At 62.4% G+C, this 20,101-nt stretch carries 20 protein-coding genes; 11 read left to right on the top strand and 9 right to left on the bottom strand.

All coding sequences use genetic code 11. The annotated features are described in order from the left end of the window. Positions 1–33 precede the first annotated feature (33 nt). Positions 34–579, top strand: a complete 546-nt coding sequence (locus AB8A27_RS15045) for a response regulator (RefSeq protein WP_068731951.1) — start codon at positions 34–36, stop codon at positions 577–579. A gap of 22 nt (positions 580–601) precedes the next feature. Then, positions 602–1,183, top strand: a complete 582-nt coding sequence (locus AB8A27_RS15050; protein WP_441242584.1) for an Hpt domain-containing protein — start codon at positions 602–604, stop codon at positions 1,181–1,183. Positions 1,184–1,342: 159 nt separating this feature from the next. Here AB8A27_RS15050 and AB8A27_RS15055 read toward each other — a convergent pair whose 3' ends face one another. Both AB8A27_RS15055 and AB8A27_RS15060 read right to left on the bottom strand, forming a co-directional pair. Beyond that, complete coding sequence (locus AB8A27_RS15055) at positions 1,343–2,515, bottom strand: DUF2336 domain-containing protein (protein WP_441242585.1); 1,173 nt, start codon at positions 2,513–2,515, stop codon at positions 1,343–1,345. A 300-nt stretch (positions 2,516–2,815) separates the two neighbouring features. Then, positions 2,816–3,805, bottom strand: coding sequence for a transglycosylase SLT domain-containing protein (locus tag AB8A27_RS15060; RefSeq protein ID WP_441242586.1), 990 nt, complete (start codon positions 3,803–3,805; stop codon positions 2,816–2,818). A 227-nt stretch (positions 3,806–4,032) separates the two neighbouring features. Here AB8A27_RS15060 and AB8A27_RS15065 point away from each other — a divergent pair, with 227 nt between their 5' ends. Then, positions 4,033–4,728, top strand: a complete 696-nt coding sequence (locus AB8A27_RS15065; protein ID WP_441242587.1) for a hypothetical protein — start codon at positions 4,033–4,035, stop codon at positions 4,726–4,728. 18 nt (positions 4,729–4,746) lie between these two features. Here the strand turns inward: AB8A27_RS15065 and hisI are convergent, their stop codons facing one another. Then, positions 4,747–5,187, bottom strand: coding sequence for a phosphoribosyl-AMP cyclohydrolase (gene hisI, locus AB8A27_RS15070; RefSeq protein WP_441242588.1), 441 nt, complete (start codon positions 5,185–5,187; stop codon positions 4,747–4,749). Between the two features lie 102 nt (positions 5,188–5,289). Further along, entirely contained in the window at positions 5,290–6,012 is a 723-nt protein-coding gene (gene folE, locus AB8A27_RS15075; protein ID WP_441242589.1) for a GTP cyclohydrolase I FolE, read from the bottom strand. A 265-nt stretch (positions 6,013–6,277) separates the two neighbouring features. Between folE and AB8A27_RS15080 the strand changes: the two genes are divergently transcribed. Then, positions 6,278–6,742, top strand: a complete 465-nt coding sequence (locus tag AB8A27_RS15080) for an iron-sulfur cluster assembly scaffold protein (RefSeq protein WP_092146984.1) — start codon at positions 6,278–6,280, stop codon at positions 6,740–6,742. An 11-nt stretch (positions 6,743–6,753) separates the two neighbouring features. Here AB8A27_RS15080 and AB8A27_RS15085 read toward each other — a convergent pair whose 3' ends face one another. Further along, on the bottom strand, positions 6,754–7,692 hold the full coding sequence (locus AB8A27_RS15085; protein ID WP_441244915.1) for a hypothetical protein: 939 nt from the start codon (positions 7,690–7,692) through the stop codon (positions 6,754–6,756). Between the two features lie 237 nt (positions 7,693–7,929). Here AB8A27_RS15085 and yidD point away from each other — a divergent pair, with 237 nt between their 5' ends. Continuing rightward, a complete protein-coding gene (gene yidD / locus AB8A27_RS15090; RefSeq protein ID WP_441242590.1) occupies positions 7,930–8,268 on the top strand; it encodes a membrane protein insertion efficiency factor YidD in 339 nt (112 codons plus the stop codon). Here the strand turns inward: yidD and AB8A27_RS15095 are convergent. Continuing rightward, positions 8,265–8,819 (bottom strand): DUF3574 domain-containing protein, encoded by a 555-nt coding sequence (locus tag AB8A27_RS15095; RefSeq protein WP_441242591.1) that lies wholly within the window; start codon positions 8,817–8,819, stop codon positions 8,265–8,267. The genes yidD and AB8A27_RS15095 overlap by 4 nt on opposite strands. Before the next feature lie 16 nt (positions 8,820–8,835). Here AB8A27_RS15095 and AB8A27_RS15100 point away from each other — a divergent pair, with 16 nt between their 5' ends. After that, a complete protein-coding gene (locus AB8A27_RS15100; protein WP_089264900.1) occupies positions 8,836–9,162 on the top strand; it encodes a GrlR family regulatory protein in 327 nt (108 codons plus the stop codon). On the opposite strand, the gene AB8A27_RS15105 is transcribed toward AB8A27_RS15100, so the two are convergent. Then, entirely contained in the window at positions 9,159–10,283 is a 1,125-nt protein-coding gene (locus tag AB8A27_RS15105) for an MFS transporter (RefSeq protein ID WP_441244916.1), read from the bottom strand. The two genes, AB8A27_RS15100 and AB8A27_RS15105, sit on opposite strands and share 4 nt — an antisense overlap. A gap of 197 nt (positions 10,284–10,480) precedes the next feature. Here AB8A27_RS15105 and thrS point away from each other — a divergent pair, with 197 nt between their 5' ends. Together thrS and AB8A27_RS15115 are read left to right on the top strand one after the other, a co-directional pair. After that, positions 10,481–12,514, top strand: a complete 2,034-nt coding sequence (thrS, locus tag AB8A27_RS15110; RefSeq protein ID WP_441242592.1) for a threonine--tRNA ligase — start codon at positions 10,481–10,483, stop codon at positions 12,512–12,514. Positions 12,515–12,807: 293 nt separating this feature from the next. Then, positions 12,808–13,011, top strand: a complete 204-nt coding sequence (locus tag AB8A27_RS15115; protein ID WP_441242593.1) for a hypothetical protein — start codon at positions 12,808–12,810, stop codon at positions 13,009–13,011. 19 nt (positions 13,012–13,030) lie between these two features. On the opposite strand, the gene AB8A27_RS15120 is transcribed toward AB8A27_RS15115, so the two are convergent. Further along, entirely contained in the window at positions 13,031–13,963 is a 933-nt protein-coding gene (locus AB8A27_RS15120; RefSeq protein ID WP_441242594.1) for a hypothetical protein, read from the bottom strand. Between the two features lie 199 nt (positions 13,964–14,162). Here AB8A27_RS15120 and AB8A27_RS15125 point away from each other — a divergent pair, with 199 nt between their 5' ends. The 3 genes from AB8A27_RS15125 (at position 14,163) to AB8A27_RS15135 (ending at position 17,462) form a co-directional block, all read left to right on the top strand. Further along, a complete protein-coding gene (locus AB8A27_RS15125) occupies positions 14,163–16,394 on the top strand; it encodes a YadA family autotransporter adhesin (protein WP_441242595.1) in 2,232 nt (743 codons plus the stop codon). Next, a complete protein-coding gene (locus AB8A27_RS15130) occupies positions 16,394–16,798 on the top strand; it encodes a hypothetical protein (protein WP_441242596.1) in 405 nt (134 codons plus the stop codon). Before AB8A27_RS15125 ends, AB8A27_RS15130 begins: the two co-directional genes overlap by 1 nt. Positions 16,799–16,895: 97 nt before the next feature. After that, positions 16,896–17,462 (top strand): nitroreductase family protein, encoded by a 567-nt coding sequence (locus AB8A27_RS15135; protein ID WP_441242597.1) that lies wholly within the window; start codon positions 16,896–16,898, stop codon positions 17,460–17,462. A 7-nt stretch (positions 17,463–17,469) separates the two neighbouring features. Here AB8A27_RS15135 and AB8A27_RS15140 read toward each other — a convergent pair whose 3' ends face one another. Beyond that, positions 17,470–19,938: a putative bifunctional diguanylate cyclase/phosphodiesterase gene (locus tag AB8A27_RS15140; protein ID WP_441242598.1), complete on the bottom strand. Its 2,469-nt coding sequence runs from the start codon at positions 19,936–19,938 to the stop codon at positions 17,470–17,472. Between the last annotated feature and the right edge of the window lie 163 nt (positions 19,939–20,101).

Below are 20,101 nucleotides of genomic sequence, written 5' to 3' on the forward strand. Positions count from 1 at the left end.
GGGTAACGGTCCCCGCCCGGTTCGAGCCGCATCATGTTCCGTATCGACTTCAACAAGCTGCGTTTTCTGGTCTGCGACGACAATCCGCACATGCGGCGCATCCTGCGCACGCTGCTGCATTCGTTTGGCGCCCGCGAAGTCTATGAAGCCGAGGACGGCGCCACGGCGCTCGAAATGTACAGCCATTATGTGCCCGACATCGTGATCGCCGACTGGGCGATGCCGATTTTCGACGGGCTGGAACTGGCGCAGATGATCCGGCAGCCGGATTCCAAGGGCAATCCCTACGCGCCGATCATCATGCTGACCGGCCATTCCGAGAAGCGCCGCATCACCATGGCGCGCGACGCCGGCGTCACCGAATTTCTGGCCAAGCCGATCTCGGCCAAGGGCCTCTATCTGCGCATCATGAGCGTGGTCGCGCATCCCCGCCCCTTCATCAAGACGAAGAACTATTTCGGGCCCGACCGCCGCCGCAACACCACCGTCGCCTATATCGGACCGGAACGCCGCAACGGCGGCGAAGCCGAGGTTCTGCAGCAGCCGTCGCTGCTGGATAAAGCCCGTGTCACTGGCTAGCGCAATGTTCGGAGAAACGCCCATGGCCAAGCACAAAGCGCCGGCGCCGCCGAAGGTGCAGGCTTTCGCCGACCACCACGTCATCACGCCACCGAACACGCTGAAGCACGCGATCCGCCGCGTCATCGATCGCGACCTCGACGATCCCGTGGCGCGCGCCGAACAGGCGCTCGCCAATCTCTCCGGGGAGTTCAAGACCTGGATGCGCAGCGAATGCGACCGCCTCTCTGCGGCGCATACCGCCATCCTGAAAAAGGGTTTCGATGCGCACACCCGCGGCGAACTGTTTCGTGCGGCTCACGACATCAAGGGCGACGCCTCGACCTTCGGCTTCCCCGCGGCTGGCGCTGCCGCCGAAAGTCTGTGCCGGATTCTCGAACACGCCCCCGATCTTGATGCCGTGCCGCCGGATCTGATCCAGCATCACATCGATGCGATCCAGGCGATCGTGCGCGAACACAACACCATCGAGAAGGCCGGCGTGGCCAACGAACTCAGCGCCCGCCTGCGTGCCGTCGCGGATGACTATCTGATGGTGGTGAATCGCGATCGACCAGACCATCTCGAGATGATCTCGGCACCAAGCATCGTGCCAAAGGAATAGTTCGCGTTCATCGTCATTCCGGGGCAGCTTGAGCCGCGCAGCGGATCGAGCTGAACCCGGAATCCCGACATGAGAATCTCAGAGCTTTAAGCCATCTCGGGATTCCGGGTTCGCGTGCGCAAAGATGCGCACACGCCCCGGAATGACACGTTGTTTGGCCTACGCCGCGATCAGCTGATACTCGTCACGCGCATTCGCCTGCTCGGCCAACTCGTCGCAGAACAGCCGCGCTTCCTCGCGGGCCGACTCCGTTGCGAAACGCCGCAGCAGGATCAACAGCGGCTCGGACGCCGCCTCATCGGTTTCGCACACCGTCAACACGCGCTCGACCATGCGACGGCGCAGCCGCACGGCACCGCCGACGGAGCCGATGAACCCGATCTCGTCGCGCGCAGCGAGCGCAGCGCGGAAGGCAGGAAAAGTCGACTCCGGAAAGCCCGCACGCATCAGCAGCGCATTCAGCCCGGCACCGACGCCGTCATAGACCAATGCGGCCACGCGGCCCTGCGGCAGGCCGGACAGTTCCACCAGCGCCTGATCGAACAGGTCGAGATTGCCTGACAGCAGGGCACGGAGGATCAGTCCGACGGTCAGTTGTCCTGTTTCACGCAAGTGATGCACGAGATCGCGCATTTCGTCGCCGCGTGAACGCGAGGCAATGTTGACCGTGGAGCGCGCCATTGCCTCGTCGGCAATGCGCTCGGCACGATCCGGCGACAGCCAGTTCCGCGCAACGACGAAGCGGGTCAGCGTTTCGGAGAGCTTGGCCACCAGCGCCAGGCGCGTCGTGGCTGGCAGATTGTCGAGGGCCAGCATCGCTTCGCGGATCGCGGCTAGATGACCGTGCCGTTCGACGATACGGTCCCAGGAGAATTGCGCCAGTTCGGCATAGGGATTTTCAATCAGTTCGAGCGCTGCAGCGGCAGATCCGACTTCGGCAATGGCGGCGCAGATCGAGATCGGCAGATTGACGCGGCGCGCGACGGCGCATTGCAGTTCGCTGTTGCCGGTGGCGACAATGTCGACCAGATCGGCATCGATCAGCAGTGGCGAATGTTCGAGCACTGGAAGCGATACGCAGGACTGATCCACCGACAGCGCCTGCACGATGGCCGGGGGCGCCGACGGCGCGCGGGCGAAAACCTGCGCCATGGCCTGGCGCACCAGCGGCGATGCATCATCAAGCAGCATCAGCAGCGCGCCTTCGGCAGCAGCGCGATCGTCGTCTGACAGGTCTGAGAAAATCCAGGCCCGCGCCAAAGAGCGCGTTGCCTCTGCCCGCTCGCTGGCTGGAGCGGTCCGTACCCAACTAATGAACTGCCGAACAATCATGGTTCTGCCAGCCTACGCAACAAGATCAACACCGAAACGCGATGCCACTGTCAGAGAAAATAAACCATCCCACTTAACAAACGGTTCACCATAAGCTTATGGCTTTGTTGATGTTTTGTTAAGGGATCGGACATGCGGGGAAATCTGCAGCCAGCCCCAGAAGTCTGTCACGCGGATAAAACGCGGCGCGATCCGACATGCGGTCGTCGAAGATAGTCGTGTATTTGAAAGTGTAGTTCAGACTTGCAGGATCAAATCTGGACTGCGCCATGCCGCATCCGAACTGCGTCAGCGCATTACTTAACTACTAAAAGTCCCGGCGCGATCGCTGAACAGATCGAGCGGCTTGGGCACGCCAACCTCCGGCGTTTTAGGCAGCGACACGGATGTCAAAGACGTGCGGTTGCCCCACAATTCCTGCACGGCCGGCGATACAGGTTGCGCACGATCGCCACCCTGGAACAGCGACCGGAAAATCGGCTGCTCCTGCACGGCCGGCGATGACTGATCGGATGCAAAGCTTGCGACCTGCGCCGTGCTCAGATCCGGGAAGCGGGACAGGAATGTTGCATTGCTGGACGGCGTCAATGGCGAGACCGCCTGCGCCGTCACCACGCCCGCAGATGCCATCGCCGTCCGTGTCGCCGTGGAATTCGCGGCACTGTCATAGCGCGACGACAGCACCGAATAGACCTGCGACACGCTGCGCGCGCTGCCGCTCTGATCGTAGAAGATGGACCGGTTCGCTGCAGCGGCATTCGGAAACAGTGCAGCGCCCGAAGCGTTCGGATTGTTCGCCGCGTTGTTGATCAGCTTCGATGCACCGCTGACGCCCATGAAATGCGCCATATAGAGTTCGGCGTCACTCGGACGACGACCGATCTCGCCGGTGAGCTTGAAACTGTTGGACTGCGTCAGCACGCCGGCCATCGCTGAACTCGCGACGGGATCGTCACGCAGTTTGAGGATCTCGGCTTTCGCAGCCGGATCGCTCACCGAATAACTGCCCGACGGCGACTTGGTGATGGCGTCGGCATATTTGCCGTAGCCGAGCTGCGTCCCGGCTTCCTTCACGGTGCCGAGCCAGGTCTGCTCGATGAACTGGAACAGGCCCTTGGCCGAGGACGTCGAAGCCGTGGCCGAAGGATTGAAATTGGATTCCATCTTGGCGGTGGCGAGCAGATATTCGAAGCTCGTGCCCGTGGTGCCGGCAGCAGTCTTGATCGCGCCGGTCACCTGACTGCGCGTTGACGAGAGTGCTGATGCGAGGTTGGTCGCGTCGACCGCCATAGTGTGGTGCCCCGCTGCCGCGAAACGACCACCGGGAATCGTGCCCTGTCAGCCGTGCGGAAGCCGCGGACACAGTGGGACATTCATGGTTAACGAAATGCTAAGGCGGTTTTGGCGCTCAATAGCTCCATCCTTGGTTGAGTATTTTACAGCGCATTAACGCGAGGGTGTTTCCGTATGTGTCTGACGGAGATTCGCTGCCGTCGGCAACGGGAATGGAGATCACGATGGTTGCGGTCGCAAATGGCGCAAGCGCGCATTCGACGTCGGCACAACCGCGGGACAAGGCGACCCCCGCCGCCGTTGCCTCCACTAAGCCATCTGTCTCATCCGACAAGCCTGCATCTGCGCCGGTAGCTCCTGCCGCCTTCGTATCGTTGTCAGACCGCGCCAAGGCCGTCATCGAAAAGGCCAAGGCCGATCAGACCGCGACCGAACGGCTCACCGATACATTCGACGAAATGCTGACAAAGCGGACCGACGCCCTGGCCGACCGCCTCTCCAAAGCATTCGAGAAAATGAACATCCCGCCGGAATATGCGACGCATATGAAGGTCGACAAGTTCGGCAACGTGACTGCCGAAGGCCCCTGGAAGGCCAAGATCGAGAAGATGTTCAGCGACGATCCGGCGCTCGCCAAGGAGATGAAGGAAGTCTCGGGCCTGAATGCCCTGAAGGCGGCGCAAGCCTCGCTCGATCTCTACAACGAGCAGAAAAAATCGACCAATAGCGAAGCGAAACAGGCGGAAGCCTGGAAGAACTACAATATCCGCTCGATGAACATCCAGACCCTGTCTGGCGTCATGACCATGAAGGACGGCAAGCTACGGTCGGCGGCCGTCGATTACATGGACATGATCGCCGATCCAACCGGCATCAGCGCCGCCAAATCCCGGCAGGATTTCGCCAGCCGGCTGGCGTGACCTGAGCCCGGAGCCAGCTCAGCTCTTGTAGACCGACGCCGGATCGAACACCTTGTCCGCATCGATGAACGAGACCTTCGCTGCCCCACCCTCGCCCTTGGTGATGGCGCGGTAGAAGCACGAGCGACGGCCGGTGTGGCAGGCGGCTCCGCCGATCTGCTCGACCTTGATCCAGATCGCATCCTGGTCGCAATCCATCCGCATCTCGACCACGCGCTGGGTCTTGCCCGAGCTCTCGCCCTTGCGCCATAGCGCCTTGCGCGAACGGCTGTAATACCAGGCATCGCCGGTTTCGATGGTGTTGCGCAGCGCCTCTTCATTCATATGCGCCACCATCAGCACGTCGCCATTCGCCACATCGGTCGTCACGACGGTGACGAGACCGGCGGCGTCGAATTTCGGCGTGAGCACGAGGCCTTCCTCGAGATCATGGCTGTGTGCGTGCGATGTATTGGACACGGAAAATCTCTCGCTGTGGTCGTCAAACGAAAATCGGGCGCCTGATGCGCCCGATACTCTAGCAGCAACTCACGATCGCCGCGCGATCAGCGCGACACCATATTAACGGGACATCGACTGGATCATCGACATGAACCGCGCCTGCTCGGCAGGATTGTCGCGGAAATTGCCGGTGAAACGCGTGGTGAAAGTGCGCGAGCCTTCCTTGCGGATGCCGCGGGCTGACATGCAGGTGTGCTCTGCTTCGACCATGACGGCAACGCCGCGCGGTTTCAGCACTTCATCCACCGCGGCAGCAAGCTGCGCGGTCAGATGCTCCTGGGTCTGCAGCCGATGGCCAAAGATATCGACGAGACGCGCCAGCTTGGAGAGACCCACGACGCGCTCCACCGGCGTATAGGCAATATGCGCCTTGCCGTAGAACGGCATCATGTGATGCTCGCAATGGGAGACGAAGGCCATGTCGCGGATCAGCACGAAATCATCATAGCCCGCGGTCTCGCCGAAGGTCCGGTTCAGGACCTCGGCCGGGCACTGAAGATAGCCCTGGAACAGCTCGTCATAGGCCTCAACCACACGCCGCGGAGTGTCCATGAGACCTTCGCGCTGCGGATCCTCGCCGATATAGGCGAGCAAGGTCTGCACGGCCTGCTCAGCCTCGGCGCGCGAGGGGCGCGGCTGGTCGGGATTTACCGCCGCGGCCAGAAACTCGGCGGGATCGAGCTCCGACGGCCGGAATTCCTGCACTTTGCTGTCGGCAGATCTGATTTCAGAAGATTTGCCATCCGGGGATTTGCCGCGAAGCGGCTTGATCACTGCGTCCATCTTTACTCCGTTCGACCGGCCCCACGGGAGGCCGGAGTGTCACCGGGCAGACGGGGCGGTCGGGCCGCCGGACGCCTGAGTCCGTCAATAAAACATCGTCTTGCGACAATAACACCGAGGCCGCCGAACTGAATTCTCAAATTCCGGCGATCTGGAGAATGCCCGGCATTCTCATGGCTGGGCTGTCATCCTATATAAGGTCCAGTTCCTCGCGCGCCAAGGGCACGATCCCGGCGCCTGAGGGCACAGTTAAGGTCCGAATCAGATGCTGAACGACATCTATAACAAGCGCATCATCGAGCTTGCCGGTAACATTCCCCGGCTGGGCCGCCTCCCTGCCCCCGATGCGTCAGCCACCGCCCATTCCAAGCTCTGCGGATCGACCGTGAAGATCGATCTCATGATGGATGCCGATGTGGTCACCGACTTCGCCCACGACGTGAAGGCCTGCGCGCTTGGCCAGGCCTCGTCGTCGATCATGGCCAGCCATGTGGTGGGTTCGACTGCCGAGGAATTGCGTGCGCTGCGCGAGACCGTGCGCAAAATGCTGAAGGAAAATGGCGCACCGCCGTCGGGCGGAAAGTGGGCCGATATCGCCCTGCTCGAACCGGTGCGCGACTACAAGGCGCGCCACGCCTCGACGCTGCTCACATTCGATGCGGTCGTGGACGCTATCGGGCAGATTGAGGCCAAGTCAAACACCGGAGCCAGCCAGCCGACGCCGGCGTAACGCCAGTGCGGCTATTTTCCTGACGCTGCCGATACGACGCCGCCGGTCGGCACCGAGGCCTCGGCCGTCTTGGTCGACTTCGCCGAAGATGCGACCGGCGACGACGCGACCGGGGTGTTTTCGTTTTCCGGCCCACTCACGAAACGATCCTGTACCGACTTCGGCGCCAGTGAGGCGACCGGCGTCTCCTGGTCGCGAGGCTCGGACAACACATCACCGACACTATGAGTCGTGATCAGATTGGTCAGCTCCAATTCGGTTTCCGTAAGCCGATGCAGATCGTCCCACGGCGGCACGCTGAGCGACAATGACAAGAGATCGCCCGTGCCTCCCATGTCGAAGGTATATTTGGCGAGACGGCCGATATCGCGCTCGACGATCATCAGGTCGTTTGCCGTATAGCTCGCAGCCTTCGGATCGTCAGCGCGGTCGCCCATCCAGATCTGGTGGACGCGCACCTGGGATTCCTCAGACACATAGCGGATCTTGCCCGCCAGCAGCAGAAACACGCACATGGATTCGCAATAGGCCTGCGGCACGACCGCCGGCTTCATGGCGCCCGAGGACGATTGCTGATCCACCGTGATACCGACCGTGGTGCGCAGGCCAAGCTTGCGCCAGCGGCGACCCATGGTGATGGCGTCATTGACCGAGCCACCGCTGGAATCCAGCACCACTGTTGCGTCAGTCAGATCGCGACCTTTGGAAAACTCGTCGAAATCCCTGACGGTGTCGCCGGTGACAATCCCCACCGCACCGATCCAGCCACGGCAATTCGGCTCGCAGGCGACCCAGGTGAAGCGCATCGGGAGTTTGCGTTCTTCGAGAACCACTGCAGCTTGGGCAGAGGACGCGACCGAAGCCAACAGGCCAGCCGCGAGGCCGGGAAGAACGATGCAAAAGGTCGCGGCGCGAAACAGCGCCGAACTACCTGATCGAAGCGACCTCATACGTCCCAAGTCGGATCCTTCCCCGCACTCTCATGAGCAATGGCAACGGCCCCAAATAACGCTCATGATTCTGTCACACGGGCGTCAAGTGAAAACCTAGCGGGCTTCGCCGCAGCGTCCAGTTACTTTTGCTGCACTGCGTGTGATAAATTGGCAGGTGTGTCTCCGATGCATAAGTAGATGGGTTCCATGCAAAGGAACCGGGCAAAACCCGGCTGATCTGATAGCAAACCGACCATGAAACATTCATCCGTGTGCCCGAACTGTGCCGGTACTATTCAACGGCTGCCGCGCAATGCTGGTCGCGGCATGATCTGGATATACCGCCACACGCTGTCTCCGCTCGTTGGCTACAATTGCCGGCACCTCCCAACCTGTTCGGTTTATGGCGACGAAGCCATCGAGCGCTACGGATTGTGGGCCGGCGGATGGATGACACTGGCTCGGCTGCTCCGCTGCCAGCCATGGGGCACTTCGGGTATCGATAACGTGCCGGCCAAGCTGTCGCCCGATGCCCGTTGGTACACACCGTGGCGCTACGCGCGCTGGCGCGGTGTCAATGACAGCGCAAACTAGAAGCTTACGCAGACATTGCCGACCTTCGTGAGCACGGACTGCTGACTGAACTGCCGCTTATAGCTTTCCGCGATGGCAACAAGGCCGGCACGTTTCTGAGCGTCGTCGGCAAAAGTAATCAACACGACCTTTGCCCTTTCGCGGACATCAACATTGCGAGCAGCGTCGCGCCACTGGCCGTTTCCATTCATCACGGTGAGACCGTCAGGAAAACGCGGCGTGATTTCCCTTGCAACGAAATTATCAAATGCAGATTCGCTGATAGCAGGCCGATCGCCAATATTGCGACCGAAGATCATCTCCGCGGACACCATCATGCGCGACGGCGGCAGGCACGATGGTGGCAGCGATGCACAGCCGCTCATCAATACGCTGATTGTTAATGTAGCAACGCATGCAGAAAACAGTTGGCGGATATGTCGCAGCACGCCGAACCCCAAATTATCATAGCTATTTTTTGGAAATGTCTCTCGACGGGATTGTTGAATAACATTTGATACCATAGGGTGCCGCCACTTCATCTCGCCAAATTCATCTTCACTTAACATCATTGCCCGGGGCACTCAGGTGGAAGACGGCCTATACGAAGTACATTTTCACACTATTCACGGCACCGGGACCGGCGTCGTCTATGCAATCGGCGGAAAGCTGCGCGGTGGAAACTCCGCTTTCGCCTTCATGGGCAACTATCAAAACAGAGGCGAGACCATCTCCGCCAAGGTGTCATCGAAACGCTACAACCCGGATCAGAGCTTCAAGTCGGTCTTCGGCTTTGAAGGTGTCACACTGGCACTGACCGGCCGCGTCAATGGCGACCTGCTCGATTTCGAAGGCAGTGCGCTGCAATTGCCCGGCGTACCGTTCAAGGCGCAACTGACCCGCATCTGCGACTAAGCGATACGTTCCGACATTTTACGGCTGAATACGATAGCCGCCAGTGCCGTCGTCAGGAAACCCATCGCGACAAAGCCCGAAGTCTGGAAGTATCCGCCGGCGAACAGCGCACCACCGATGCCCGACCCGATCGCCTGGCCGACATAGAGCATCGACGTATTGAGCGAGACTGACGCCGTGCCGGCCGATGGCGCTGCTCCAATCAGCCGCACCTGTTGCATCGAGGTGATGGCACCAAAGCCGAGCCCCCAGATCGCGACGCCGAGCGCCATCACCGGCAGCAGGCCCGCGCCGAAACTCCACACCGTTATGCCCGCAAGCGCCAGCGACGTGGACAGGATGGACGTATTGAGCGCGCCCCAGCCATCGACGATCCGCGTCGCGGTCATGATGCCGAGAAAGCCGCAGACGCCATAGATCGCGAAGACCGAGGCTGCCGCATCGTGCCCTGCCCCCGCGAGCCGCTCGAGGAGCGGCGCTATGAATGTGAAAATCGCAAACTGCCCGGAAAGCTGTAGCGTCGTGATGATCAGCAGCAATACGACCAGACGATTGCGCGCCAGCGAAGACCAGGTGCTGAGATCGACAGGTGCGCCGAACAGTCCGCGCGGTAATCGCCACGCCAGCAGCATGAAGCTCAGGCAGCTCATCACACCGACGGATGCGTAAACTTCGCGCCAGCCATAGCGGCTGGCAATGAAGGTCACCAGCGGCAGACCGACCGCGGCCGCCAGCGTCCAGCCGAGAAACACATAAGCGACTCTGCTGCCGCGCTTGTCCGGAGGCACCAGCATCCCCACCGCGCCCGCGGCCTGCGGCGTGTAGGGCGCGGCAGCGATGCACATCACCAGGCGGATCGCCAGCAGCACGGCAAAATTCGGCGCGAAAGCCGATGCGAGATTGGCCACGGCTACCACCGCGATGATGCCCAGTAGCAGAGGTTTTCGCTCGATCCGGCTGGTCAGCCACGACATCAGGGGCGAGCAGATGCACAGCATCACTGCGCCGAAGGTGATCAAAAGCCCCGCTTCGCGGATACTGACACCCAACCCCGCCGACAACTCGCCAAGCATCGCCGTCGGCCCTATCAGGCCAATGCCGGTGACGAAATTGCCGATCATGAGTGCGGTGGGGGCGTAGGGGCGAGCGACTGTCAAGATGTCGCATCTTATGGATGCAACTGCATGCAAGTCAAACCTGCCCGCCAAGCGTGCAAATCAGGTCAGCCAGACTGGTGTTGCAACGCCCGAATCGGCTGCTATACCGCTCGTCCGCTTACCTGCGCCCGTGTGCAGGAGTGAGCCACAGGAGAGAAGACATGACTGAGAATGAAGGCTCCGGCTTCAAGTTCGGCCTCGCCAACCTCACCCCCGCCGAAAACAACAACATCACCGTTACATTCCCTGACGGCGCCAAGCGCGAATTCGCGAAGGGCACGACCGGCTTTGACATCGCCAAAGGCATCTCGCCGTCGCTGGCCAAGCGTACCGTCGCGATGGCGCTGGATGGCACGGTCTGCGACCTCAACGATCCCATTGAGGCCAATGCGAAGATCGAACTCATCAACCGCGATGACCCCCGCGCGCTGGAGCTGATCCGGCACGACGCCGCACATGTGCTCGCCGAAGCCGTGCAGACACTGTGGCCGGGCACCCAGGTGACCATCGGTCCGGTGATCGAGAACGGTTTCTATTACGACTTCTTCCGCAACGAGCCGTTCACGCCCGAGGACTTCGACGCGATCGAGAAGAAAATGCGCGAGATCATCGCGCGCGACAAACCGTTCACCAAGGACGTCTGGGATCGCGAAAAGACCAAACAGGTGTTCCGCGACAAGGGTGAAGCCTTCAAGGTCGAGCTGGTCGACGCCATTCCCGGTAACGAGCCGATCAAGATCTACTACCAGGGCGACTGGTTCGACCTCTGCCGCGGCCCGCACATGACATCGGTCGGCAAGGTCGGCAACGCCTTCAAACTGATGAAGGTGGCCGGCGCCTATTGGCGCGGCGACAGCAACAATCCGATGCTGACGCGCATTTACGGCACCGCCTTCGCCAAGCAGGAAGACCTCGACGCGTATCTCAAGCAGATCGAGGAAGCCGAGAAGCGTGACCACCGTAAATTGGGCCGCGAACTCGACCTCTTCCACTTCCAGGAAGAAGGCCCCGGCGTCGTGTTCTGGCACCCCAAGGGCTGGACCATCTTCCAGGCGCTGATCGCCTATATGCGCCGCCGTCTCACCGGCGATTACAGCGAGGTCAACGCGCCGCAGATCCTCGACAAGGTGCTGTGGGAGACCTCGGGCCACTGGGAATGGTATCGCGAGAACATGTTCGCGGCGCAGTCCGCCGGCGACGAGGCGGAGGACAAGCGCTGGTTCGCGCTGAAGCCGATGAACTGCCCCGGCCATGTGCAGATCTTCAAGCACGGCCTGAAGAGCTATCGCGACCTGCCGCTGCGCCTCGCCGAATTCGGCGTGGTGCATCGCTATGAGCCGTCGGGCGCCATGCACGGGTTGATGCGCGTGCGCGGCTTCACCCAGGACGACGCCCATGTGTTCTGCACCGAGCAACAGCTCGCCGAGGAATGCCTCAAGATCAACGATCTGATCCTGTCGACCTATTCCGACTTCGGCTTCGGCGATATCGTGGTCAAGCTGTCGACGCGGCCGGAGAAGCGCGTTGGCACCGACGAGATGTGGGATCACGCCGAGCGCGTGATGGCTACCGTGCTGTCGGTCATCGAGAGCCAGTCCGGCGGTCGCATCAAGACCGAGATCTCGCCGGGCGAAGGTGCGTTCTACGGGCCGAAGTTCGAATATGTGCTGCGCGATGCCATCGGCCGCGACTGGCAGTGCGGCACCACGCAGGTCGACTTCAACCTGCCGGAACGTTTCGGCGCGTTCTATATCGACGCCGACGGCTCGAAGAAGGCGCCGGTCATGGTGCATCGCGCGATCTGCGGCTCGATGGAACGCTTCATCGGCATTCTGATCGAGCACTTCGCTGGCAACTTCCCGCTCTGGCTGTCGCCGACGCAGGTGGTCGTGACCACGATCACTTCGGAAGGCGACGAATATGCCAAGGTCGTCGCCGCGGCCGCGCGCAAGGCTGGCCTTCGCGTCGAGATCGACCTGCGCAACGAGAAGATCAACTACAAGGTCCGCGAACACTCGCTGGCCAAGATCCCTGCTCTGCTCGTCGTCGGCAAGAAGGAAGCCGAGACCCACTCCGTCTCGGTGCGCCGTCTCGGCAGCGACGGCCAGAAGGTGATGCCCACCGAGGAGGCGATCGCTGCATTGGTCGACGAGGCGACGCCGCCGGACGTGAAGCGCGCGACGGCGGAGGCGTAAGCGCGAGCCGCTTCGCTACGCCCGGACGTGATGAGGGATTCGGCGAGGATGCCGAGTCCCTCATGTAATTTCCGGATCATGGCGAGCGTCAGCTTGCGGTTAGGTACTTCGTGCACGCGAATGCGGCGGGCGCTCATCGAGCCTTCGATCTTCTTGAGAACCCGGCGGTAGTTGCGCAGCGAACTTGATCGGTGCGATATCCGTAGCCACGTCTTCCGATCTTCGCTACATCATGGCCGACCTGCGCCTTAGCTGATAACCGTCGCTCTGCGGAACTATCAAGGAACACGTCCATGACCGAAGAACAGCACCTGCCGGCCTATCCGATCCGCGCCTATCAACTGATCCCGGATCCCAACCGGCCGACGGTGGTGGCGCTGGCGATCGAGACCAGCGAGGGACACAGCCTGTTCCTGGCGACACGGGAGATTCTCGAAGACCTCGGCCGTGATCTGCTCGACCGCGCGGCGAAAATGCCGGCAAAGACGCGGCCTTAGTTTCGCTAGATGCGCGGCGTCACGCGGAGCGCTGCCTGCGTTCGCTGGCGCCCCGCGCCTCCGCATCGAGCGTGGCGGCGGCCTCTCGCGCGCTGTCGAAGAAGTAGATGAAGGCGTTGGCGTAGAACACGCTGAGCGCCTCGGCCAGAACCGGCGCCAGCGTGATCTCCTCGCCCTTGTCGCCGGCACGCACCAACTGCCCCTCCGTCGTGGCGTCGCGCAGCATCTTAGCGACATGGGCGCGAGACACGCCGAAGCGGCGCGACAGCTCCGAGATCGAGATCGTGAACGGGCGCAACGGCGGCACGGTGTCGTCTTCGGCGCCCGCCGCCAGGAAGGTCGAAGCGATCATCATGCCGGCGCTGCGATCACCGAACAGGCCGAGCCCCGGCGTGTACATGATCAGCCGGAAGCCGTCCTCGTAGCGCGCAAACATTGCGGCGACGAAAGTCCGCACGAAGACCGGATCGTCAAGGCGATCGGCCAGAACAGCGCCATCGGGAAACACCGGCACGCCGCTGATGAAATGCGACCGCCAGCGCGGGCGCAGCAACTCAAGCAGCTTGGGCGTCGCCAACAGCGGACGGCTGCGCCGGTCGGCGGCGTCCGGATCCAGCGCCAGATAACCGGCAAAACGCATCAGCGACACCATCGCGGTGGCCCGCCCTGGACTGCAGAGATCGAACTCGCGGCAGAGCTGCTTGATCCGAGTCGGCGTCAACCCGGAGGACGGATCAGCGGGATCGCGCGCAAAATGGCAGTGCAGCACGACATGGCTGAGCACGACGCGGGCGCGATCGTCCATCAGCCAGTTCAGCAGTGGGCCGCCGCGATAGAAGCCGGTGAGCCCGATCGCCATATTCCGCGCCGCCTGCGGGAACGAAGGATGCGCGCGCAGCGCCGCAATCTTCGCCTCGAGATCACCTGCCCCCGACGCTGCCACCTGTTTCATTCCACGTCCGTTCGCGATCGCGCGCCACTTTAGTTAATTCGCAAGACACTACATTTCGCCAGATACGATCAAATTTCTGCAGTTGCGGGCGCACCACCAGCGTCTAGTTTCGCCCCAAACAAGGGGACCTGAATTGACGACGCGGACGACACTCTGCCGACGTGTAGGAAGGGCATTTGCTGCCCGATCGTCAAGCCGGGTGCGGCGTTTCGCTGCGGCCATCGCGATATCGGCCGCAACCGTGCCGTGCCTGGGAACGACCCCGGCGCACGCCTTCACCTGCGACGGAACCGCCGGAGCAGCCTCGGGAACGTCGGATGCCGGCGCTTTCCAGAACACCGTCTGCGGTGTCGACGCCATCGCAACCGGGATCGGCATGAATAGCGTGGCGTTTGGTTATGTGGCGCACGCAACCAACAGCTTCACCACAGCCGTCGGTGGATCGACCTCGGCGACCGGCCAGCAGAGCGCGGCGTTCGGCTTCGGCAGCCTTGCACAAGGCGACTACAGCATCGCGATCAACACGGATTCGGGGACCGATGGCGGCGGCAATCAATTGTACGGGGCGACGGGCACGTCTGCCATCGCAACCGGCTATCATGCACTCGCGTCCGGGGGCTCGAGTGTGGCCTACGGCTCCTCCGCCATTTCGTCCGGGCTCGGCTCCAGCGCATTCGGCACATCGGCTCTGGCCACTGCGGCGCAGGCCACCGCGCTGGCCAGCGGCGCCCTCGCTTCGGGCATACGCAGCACGGCAGTCGGCGTTTCTAGCCAAGCCACCGGGCAGGAGGCGATCGCGATCGGCGGCGGCCTGAATGCAACGCAGGCCGCCTATTCGTCGGGTCTCGGCAGTATCGCCATTGGCAATCGTGCCGCGGCCGGCGGCAACAGTGCCAATGGCTTCACCAACGCCGGCAACACCGCGATCGGCCAGCGCGCCGCGGCAGGCAGCAGCGCGAGCAGTATCACCAACGCCACTGCCCTGGGCATCAGCGCCAGCGCTCAAGCCAATAATGCGCTCGCGCTCGGCGCCAGCGCCAGCGCGACTGCGGCGAACTCCGTCGCACTCGGCACGGGCTCGCTCGCCGCTGTCGCCAACACCGTGTCGGTCGGCGCGCTCGGCAGCGAACGCCGTATCGTCAATGTCGCCAACGGCACCATCGCGTCCGGCTCGACCGACGCCGCCACCGCCGGCCAGCTCTACACCGCCAACCAGCGCGTCGCCGATGCCTTCGGCAGCACGCTGGATTCCAACGGCCAGCTCACTGCGCCGAGCTTCACGATCCAGGGCACGGCCTACAGCAGTGTCGGCAGCGCCTTCGGCGCGGTGGATAGCTGGATGACCACCACCACCGCCACCCTGACCAGCCTGCAGACCCAAGTCAGCGGATCGAGCGGCCTGGTACAGCAAAGCGCTGCAGGCCAGCCGATCAGCATCGGCGCGAGCACAGACGGAACCGTCGTCGACGTGTCCGGCACGGCGGGCAACCGCGCCGTCACCGGCGTCGCCAACGGCGCGATAAATTCGACCAGTAGCGACGCCGTCAACGGTAGCCAGCTCTATGCCACCAACCAGCAGGTCGCCGCCAATACATCGGACATCGCCAATCTCTCCGCCGTCGTGGCCGGGCTCGGCGGCAGCGGAACCGGATCGAATTACATCCGCGCCAACGGCACCGGCCCGGCGGCCTCGGCGACCGGCGCCGACGCAGCTGCCATCGGCTCGGGGTCCAGCGCCAGCGGCGCCGATGCGCTAGCCTTCGGCACCAATGCCCAGGCGACACAGGACGGCGCTATCGCGATGGGCCTGAATGCATCTTCGACCGGCGTCAACGCCATCGCCATCGGCACCGGCGCCAGCGCCACCGGCTCGGTCGCCGTCGGTGCCGCCGCCTCGGCCGCGAACGGCGGCGCAGCGTTCGGCGACGGCGCGACGGCGACCGGTTCGCTCGCAACCGCGCTCGGTCCCAATGCGTCGGCGACTGCGGCCAATTCAGTCGCGATCGGCTCGGGTTCGACCAACACCGTTGCCAACACAGTGTCGTTCGGCAGCGCTGGTAACGAGCGCCGTCTCACCAACGTCGCCGCCGGCATCAACGCCACCGACGCCGTTAACGTCGGGCAGTTACAGTCCACCGTCTCCGGATTCCAGTCGCAGCTCACCGGCATCCAATCGCAGGTCACGGCCAACCAGGTCGAGGCGCGGCGCGGCATCGTTGCCGCAGTCGCTGTGGCGCCGGTGCTGATGCCGTCGGCGGCGGGGCGCACCACCGTCGCGGTCAATACCGGTTATTATCGCGGCGAGGCCGGCGTCGGCATCGGCTTTTCCCATCGCCTGAATTTCAACATGCCCACCGTCGTCTATGGCAGCTATTCCAATGGCGGCGGCGCCGAACATGTCGGCCGCGCCGGTATGGCGGTTGAGTTCTAGTGGCGAGATCCGTCACCAACATGACGCGGCTTCGCGACGTCATCGCAACGCTGGCGATCGCGACCTGGGCGCAGCCGGTTCTTGCGCAGCAGCTACCTGGCGCCACGCCCCCCTCTGCGCCACCGCAACAGGCAAAGCCGTTTGTAAAATCGACGCAGTGGAACGACCTGCCGAAGATGGTGCTCGAACGCCAGTTCGCCGGACCGCTGCAGGACACGGTGATCCAGCGCTGGCGCGACCCGGTCGACGGCACGATCTGCTATCTCTATCTGCCGATCTCGGCGCCGCATTCGCCGACCACCGCCTCCGGCTTCGTGCAGTACGGTCCCAATACCATCGGCTCGATCAATTGCGGTCCGGCCGCGGCCCGCGCCGCCGCGCCGGCAACGGCCCGAAGACCCTGAGCCGCCTTCACAATCGCTCCAGATTCGGCAAAACCGTCTCGTTGACGAGGACCGCGCGTGCTAAGCGGTTCGGTACCTGCACTTGAGAGATTTTTTCGTGCCCGACACCATCGACTTCCTGAAGACCCGCCGCTCCGTCAAGCCGCGCGAGATGACCGGCTCCGGTCCCTCCTCCGCCGAACTCGAAGTCATCCTGACCATCGGGGCACGCGTGCCGGATCACGGCAAGCTGGCGCCATGGCGTTTCATCATTTTCGAAGGTGACGCCCGCAAGCGCGCCGGCAATGTCATCGCGACCGTCTTCGCACGGAAGAATCCCGATGCGCCGGTCGAGGATATCGAGGTCGAGAAACGCCGTCTGATGGAAGCCCCGCTCGTCGTCGCCGTGGTCAGCATCATCAAGCCGCATCCGAAGATCCCGCCATGGGAGCAGGAACTGTCCGCAGGCGCGAGCTGCATGAATATCGTGTCGGCTGCCACAGCCATGGGCTATGGCGCCAACTGGCTGACCGGCTGGATGGCCTATGACCGCGACGTGCTCGAAGGCCTCGGCCTCGTCGCCAATGAAAAGATAGCCGGTTTCGTCCATATCGGCGGCAAACCCGACAGGGTGATCGAGGACCGGCCGCGGCCAGAACTCAAGGACGTCGTGAGCCGGTTCTGAACCGGCTTTATGCGGCCTGCGACGCCTGGTTGCCAAACCGGCGCAGCAGGTTCTCGATTTCCGACGCAGGCTTGGCCGGACTGAACAGAAAGCCCTGCACCTCATTGCAGCCTTCCGCACGCAGCCAGTCGAGCTGATCGATCGTCTCGACACCCTCGGCCGTTGTGGTGATGTTCATGCTGCGGCCGAGCCCGGAGATCGCGCGCACGATGGCGACACAATCGGGGCGCTCGATCAGATCTTTCACGAAAGACCTGTCGATCTTGATCTTGTCGAACGGAAAACTCCGGAGATAGCTCAGGCTGGAATAGCCGGTGCCGAAGTCGTCCATCGAGATGCGGACGCCCAGCGCACGGAGTTGATGCAGGATGGCCAGATTGGCCTCGGTTTCGGCAAGAAAGACCGACTCGGTGATTTCCAGCTCCAGGCGATGTGGCGACAGGCCGGAATAGGCCAGCGCGGCCACCACGACCTGCACCAGATTGCGACTGCGGAACTGCACCGGCGAGAGATTGACCGCGACCTTGATGTCATCAGGCCATTTGGCAGCTTCGGCACAGGCCTTGCGCAGCACCCATTCACCGAGCGTGACGATGAGGCCGATATCCTCCGCAACCGGGATGAAATCCGCCGGTGAGATCATGCCCTTTTCAGGATGCTTCCAGCGCAGCAGCGCTTCGAATCCGGTGATGCGGTCCGCGGCCAGATCCACCAACGGCTGGTAGTGCAGTTCAAAGTCGCCATCGGCGAAAGCGCTCCGCAGATCGAGCTCCATGTCGCGGCGCTTCTGCGCCTGGCGATCCATCTCCCGCTCGAAGAAGCGATGCACACCGCCGCCTTCGGACTTGGCCCGATACAGTGCCATATCGGCATTGCGCATCAGCTCTTCGCTGGTATCGCCATCGCCCGGTGACATGGCGATACCGATGCTGGCGCCGATCACAACCTCGACGCCGTTCATGTCATAGGGTGCGCTGATGATCTCGATGAGCCGTGCAGCGAAATCATTGGCTTCGTTGGGTGTGATATCGGCCGCCAGCACCACGGCAAATTCATCGCCGCCGAGCCGGGCTGCGAGATTGTTGCCGCGGACCTCGGCGCGCATCCGCCCGGCGACCATCTTCAGCAGCCGATCCCCCATCGGATGGCCGAATGAGTCATTCACGTTCTTGAACAGGTCGAGATCAATGCAGAGAACCGCGACATGCTTGCTCGGATCGTCGTGATCGAGCGCCTGCGCGAGACGTTCCTGATAGAAAATACGGTTCGGCAAATCCGTCAGCGCATCGTGATGCGCCATGTGTGCCACGCGCGCCTCGGCCTTGCGACGTTCGGTGATGTCGACGACAGCCACGAGGAAGCCGTCGCGCCCGTCGAACATCACGCGGCGACCATAGGTCAGCACCTCGATCTCGCTTCCGTCGGCCTTCAGATGGCGCCAGTTGCGGTCCGACTGGTAGATGTCTCCGAGCTGCATCAGGGCGCGCGTATGAATCTCCCACTCGTCGCGCGGCCAGATTTCCTTGAGCTGCATGCGGAGGAACGTTGCGCGATCGTATCCGTAATGCGCGATAGCCGCGTCATTGACGCTGAGAAAATCCATCGTCTGGGCATCGAACACCCACATCGGCATGGGATTGCTGTCAAACAGCAGTCGAAACGAGGCCTCGCGGCGCTTGATGTCGGTGACGTCGGAGACCGTGAGCGACACGAGATCCCCGAACGCCGTAGCACTGAGCCGCAGGTTGCGATCTTCGCTGTCAATTTCCAGCTGACCGCTCTGGCCATTGGCAATCATCGACAGAAGCCATCGCGTCACCACGGGCAGCGATAATGCGTGGCCGCCTGCGCTCAGCCTGCGCCATTGAAGATCGGCGGGTGACACTTTCAGCAGGCGCGATGCACCCTGATTATGATGCACGATCTGGAAATCGAAAGCCTTGCTCGCGGAATCCCGGATCGCTGCAAGCGACACGATGCCCTCGTCGGTCGACGAGAAGATCGCATCGACCAGATTGTAGCGGGTGCCCTGCTCGTTGACATAGACGCCAACCAACCGGCCACCCCAGCGCGATGCTGTCGGCAGCGCCAGAATATCATAGGTGTGGACCAGACCGTCACGCACACAATGCGCGACCATCAGATGCGGCCGGTTAACTTGCAGCGCGCAATTTGCAGCTTCCGTCAGTGCACGCACGCAATCAGGCGCCAGCACGTCGAGGGGGATGTCCCAACGATCGTCGCCCAGCCACTGCTGCACATAGCGGCCGCTGCGTGACACTTCGAGCGTCTCGCCCTCGACCTTGAGCAGGACGATGTGATCGGCCATCCGCCCAAGACTGCCGAGCATGACTTCTTCATAGCCGGGGAGGATCTGGCCCGGGCGAACGGCTGCCCGCCATTTGCGCTGCAAAGCGGGAATGTCGTCGAACAATTTGACGTCCGGGCTTCCGGATAACTGCCTTGCCGTGGTCACGATATCCCCTTCGGAACACTTGTAGCGATACACGCTAATCGGCCCACCGGGATTAACGCCATGTAAACGTTCTGCCGCCGCGGATAGCAACGACGCGTTGAGGCGCGACAAACTGGCGCGATGGTTAGTTCGCGATTCAGGACCATGACACACGCGTGACAAA

The sequence above is a fragment of the Tardiphaga sp. 768_D3_N2_1 genome (assembly GCF_052076105.1).
Lineage (GTDB): Bacteria > Pseudomonadota > Alphaproteobacteria > Rhizobiales > Xanthobacteraceae > Tardiphaga.

Excerpts from the sequence above, each read along its gene's own strand:
- AB8A27_RS15120 (WP_441242594.1), bottom strand. The coding sequence starts at position 13,963 with ATGAAACAGGTGGCAGCGTCGGGGGCAGGTGATCTCGAGGCGAAGATT.
- thrS (WP_441242592.1), top strand. The coding sequence starts at position 10,481 with ATGACTGAGAATGAAGGCTCCGGCTTCAAGTTCGGCCTCGCCAACCTC.
- folE (WP_441242589.1), bottom strand. The coding sequence starts at position 6,012 with ATGGACGCAGTGATCAAGCCGCTTCGCGGCAAATCCCCGGATGGCAAA.
- AB8A27_RS15095 (WP_441242591.1), bottom strand. The coding sequence starts at position 8,819 with ATGATGTTAAGTGAAGATGAATTTGGCGAGATGAAGTGGCGGCACCCT.
- AB8A27_RS15065 (WP_441242587.1), top strand. The coding sequence starts at position 4,033 with ATGGTTGCGGTCGCAAATGGCGCAAGCGCGCATTCGACGTCGGCACAA.
- AB8A27_RS15080 (WP_092146984.1), top strand. The coding sequence starts at position 6,278 with ATGCTGAACGACATCTATAACAAGCGCATCATCGAGCTTGCCGGTAAC.
- AB8A27_RS15060 (WP_441242586.1), bottom strand. The coding sequence starts at position 3,805 with ATGGCGGTCGACGCGACCAACCTCGCATCAGCACTCTCGTCAACGCGC.
- AB8A27_RS15050 (WP_441242584.1), top strand. The coding sequence starts at position 602 with ATGGCCAAGCACAAAGCGCCGGCGCCGCCGAAGGTGCAGGCTTTCGCC.
- yidD (WP_441242590.1), top strand. The coding sequence starts at position 7,930 with ATGAAACATTCATCCGTGTGCCCGAACTGTGCCGGTACTATTCAACGG.
- AB8A27_RS15085 (WP_441244915.1), bottom strand. The coding sequence starts at position 7,692 with ATGAGGTCGCTTCGATCAGGTAGTTCGGCGCTGTTTCGCGCCGCGACC.
- AB8A27_RS15055 (WP_441242585.1), bottom strand. The coding sequence starts at position 2,515 with ATGATTGTTCGGCAGTTCATTAGTTGGGTACGGACCGCTCCAGCCAGC.
- AB8A27_RS15115 (WP_441242593.1), top strand. The coding sequence starts at position 12,808 with ATGACCGAAGAACAGCACCTGCCGGCCTATCCGATCCGCGCCTATCAA.
- AB8A27_RS15045 (WP_068731951.1), top strand. The coding sequence starts at position 34 with ATGTTCCGTATCGACTTCAACAAGCTGCGTTTTCTGGTCTGCGACGAC.
- AB8A27_RS15105 (WP_441244916.1), bottom strand. The coding sequence starts at position 10,283 with ATGATCGGCAATTTCGTCACCGGCATTGGCCTGATAGGGCCGACGGCG.